Origin of the sequence: Segatella copri, from assembly GCF_026015465.1 — a bacterium.
Classification (GTDB): domain Bacteria; phylum Bacteroidota; class Bacteroidia; order Bacteroidales; family Bacteroidaceae; genus Prevotella; species Prevotella copri_E.
Map to the genome: position 1 here is coordinate 1 of NZ_JAPDUQ010000010.1, position 3,032 is coordinate 3,032.

At 42.5% G+C, this 3,032-nt stretch carries 3 protein-coding genes; all 3 read right to left on the minus strand.

Annotated elements, in window-relative coordinates:
* Window positions 1–93 precede the first annotated feature (93 nt).
* The 3 genes from ONT08_RS16370 to tnpA all read right to left on the minus strand — a co-directional run bounded on the left by ONT08_RS16370 (window position 94) and on the right by tnpA (window position 2,915).
* Window positions 94–2,124: an IS66 family transposase gene (locus tag ONT08_RS16370; RefSeq protein WP_264960327.1), complete on the minus strand. Its 2,031-nt coding sequence runs from the start codon at window positions 2,122–2,124 to the stop codon at window positions 94–96.
* Between the two features lie 102 nt (window positions 2,125–2,226).
* Complete coding sequence (gene tnpB, locus ONT08_RS16375) at window positions 2,227–2,559, minus strand: IS66 family insertion sequence element accessory protein TnpB (RefSeq protein ID WP_264960326.1); 333 nt, start codon at window positions 2,557–2,559, stop codon at window positions 2,227–2,229.
* The gene (gene tnpA / locus ONT08_RS16380; protein ID WP_144155227.1) at window positions 2,553–2,915 is read right to left on the minus strand and encodes an IS66 family insertion sequence element accessory protein TnpA; all 363 of its coding nucleotides are present in this window, start codon (window positions 2,913–2,915) and stop codon (window positions 2,553–2,555) included. The genes tnpB and tnpA overlap by 7 nt, the downstream gene beginning before the upstream one ends.
* Window positions 2,916–3,032: the final 117 nt, after the last annotated feature.

The following is a 3,032-nucleotide window of genomic DNA, read 5'->3' on the forward strand; positions in this document are numbered from 1 at the left end:
GTAAGCGTCCAAAAATGTCACAACGCCCCTATTTGCGGGCTTTTTGCAAAGTCCGCAAATCTCATTTTTAATTTTCTTTCACTAAAAAATTCATTAATCCAAGCAGATTGTCATTGGAAGCAGGTTCTCGTAGTCCGTTCTACCAGATTTCACGGCCTTGAGCAAAGCCTTGAAATATTGCCTGAACGAGACTCCAACTTGCTTGCAAGTCTGGATAAAGGTATTGTACATTGCCGATCTCAATGCACCCTGAACACTACCAAAGAACAACGAGCCCTTGCGCTGTATGGTCTGGGGACGTATCGCTCGTTCTGCTGCCAGGTTATCTATGGAATATTCACCATCATTTCGATAGGCAAAGACTTGCTTCCAAAACTTATGGAGATAGTTAAGTGCTTGCTGCATCAGTTTAGGCAACTTATCCATCTTGTTCGCCATCAAGTCGAACATCTCATTCTGAAGTTCATCTACGATACCTCGAGTATACTCATCATTGCGCATCTCCTTGATTTTTTCGGCATCATAACCTTTTTCTACATACAAGTCCTCACGCTTATAAAGTTTGCGAATCTTACTCATAGGTGAAGAAGCTTCTTTGCAACCCATACGTTCCGCACGTTCTAGCTTGGCACGAACGTGGGCAAGACAACATAGATGCTCTATGTCTATCAAGTCATCGTCGAGATACATGTAGCAGATATAACCATCACTCTGAAGAGACTTCAACTTGGCGTCACCCAAGAAGTCCTTCAAAACAGCACGGTTACGGCCACCACTCTTCTGATTGCCATACTTGTCTACCGTATCCTCATAGAAGAATATCACGATGTTGGCCTTGCGATTTACCAAACACCACATATAGGTCTTACGATGACCGAAGTGGGTCTGGAATCGCTCCCATGTCTCATCTACGTTTACGTTGGAACCAGGAGCCAAGGCTCGGTCCTTCAATGCCGGAAGCACTAGCTTCAATATCTCATAGCCCTTATCCGCATAGTTGGCCAGATTCTGGCGATGAGTCTTCAATCCCATCTCGGACAGTCTGTTTTTCACCTCACGATAAGCAGGACAGGCCATGTCATACATATTCGATGTTTCTTCCGTCAAGAAGTCTGATGTTACATGAGTACCAGGCACAATCTCGTCATAGAGGTAGCCATTCTTATCATTCTCCTGAGGCATAAAATACGTTTCCTTATGACCATCAGGATAAGTCAAGACAACTTCCTCGAACCAATGTTCCTCTACTTTAGTTATTGTATGAAGTACCTTCTTCGGATTCTTCTTGATATGATAAGTTACGCCTTCAGGCAAGTGACTCAAATCGCACTTATGGATAATCGGCGTACCAACTGTATACTTATTATAAGTACGACCCTTACGAGAAGGACCATGATATATTGTCTTAGGAGTTGGTGTTCCCGGAGTTCCTTTACTAGAGTCTCTGTCTTCCGAAGAGTTATTAGGCTCTCCGGATTGAGATTTCTCTGATTTCTCGCCATCAGAGTTTGCCTCTGAGGACACTTCATCCTTACGATTCGCCTCTGGTAAAGATGCATCCGTACCATCGAAATCATCCCTGCCATCATTAGCTCCTACCTCTTCCGCAGAACGACCTGACTGCTGGCTCTTTGTTCCACTGTAAAGATCAGAACGAAGGAGAGCGATGTCATTCTCCAAGTCCTTACGCTCCTTGGCATCCTTCTCTCGTTCAGCTTCCAACTGACGATTCTTCTCTTTGGCATCTGCCAACAGGGTCTCAGCAGTTTTCAGCTTTCTCTTTGTATCAGTAAGCTCTTGCCTGGTTTCTTGTAATTGCTGAAGCACAACATCCAACTTTTGAGAATGGCTGGCACTTACCGCCTTGTTTTCATCATTGTATGTTTGCTGTTGAAGACGAGACAATCGAACCTCATCCGTCAACTCTTTAATATTGGCAGTAAGGCGGCTTATCTCTTCATCCTTGGACTGAATCTGCGAATACAAGAATTTACAAAAGTTATGTAGTTCTTCTCCTGTCATACCTTGGGACGGGTCATAGTCAGCAGAAGTCCAAGACTCCTGCTGAATTTGATTGAGACAGTTTTGTGCCTCTATATCTATGCCTAATTCGTCTAATTCCATAACCTTTGTATTTCAGTACAAAGATACAAAAAATATTTGAATTATGCAAATTTATAAAACACATAACCATCTGATTATTAGTTAATTATACTTAAATACGAATTACACTCTAATCTGCTTTATAACAGGCGATTCCAATACTATCATCACGGTTTTCCAATCCATCTTATAGGTAGGAACTCCTTCTCGAAGTACAACTTTCTTAAATCGATATTCATTGCTGAAAGTACGTTCGTGAAGGGCATAGACATGATGCTTATATTGAAACAACCTTATCGTTCGTCGATCACGAGACATATAGATATAGATGTCACCATTGAGAGGGTCACGATGATATATATTACGTATGATCTCAGAGAGACGAGGCCCCTTGTACCTCATATCATGAAGCATGGGTAAGTAGTAGAAGTTGTCAAGACCTGAGAGCCTTAGCATAATCCCTCCAATCTAGACACTAAGTCCTTCATGCCGGCATAGTCAAGCCCACCCTTCTTGACAAACAAACCATCCGTCGTTTGGATGGTAATGAGTATGCCACCCTTCGACTTCTTTGCTTTTGGCTTGGATGCTGGCTGAGGTGGGACTTCAACATCATCTGTCTCTTCATCTGTAGGTGCTCCCTCTATTTCAACAGGGATAACAGTATCCTTGGCATGCTTCTTGAACCACGCATAGAATTGCTTGTATGGAACACCTTGGTTAATACAAAAGGAATTAATTGAAATTCCATGTGGCTCCCCTTCCGTCTTGTAGCGGAACCAGAATGTCTGAAAGTCTTTGTCGCTGTACATTATACTTACGTTTAAAATTACTGGCGACAAAGTTACATCATCTTTCTCAAATCACCAAATCCGTTTTTGGACGCTTACGATATTTACGCCTAAATAGTAAGCATCCAACCCCTATGA

What these genes read in the sequence shown, in the direction of transcription:
- tnpB (WP_264960326.1), bottom strand. Translation starts at nt 2,559, where the DNA reads ATGCTAAGGCTCTCAGGTCTTGACAACTTCTACTACTTACCCATGCTT.
- tnpA (WP_144155227.1), bottom strand. Translation starts at nt 2,915, where the DNA reads ATGTACAGCGACAAAGACTTTCAGACATTCTGGTTCCGCTACAAGACG.
- ONT08_RS16370 (WP_264960327.1), bottom strand. Translation starts at nt 2,124, where the DNA reads ATGGAATTAGACGAATTAGGCATAGATATAGAGGCACAAAACTGTCTC.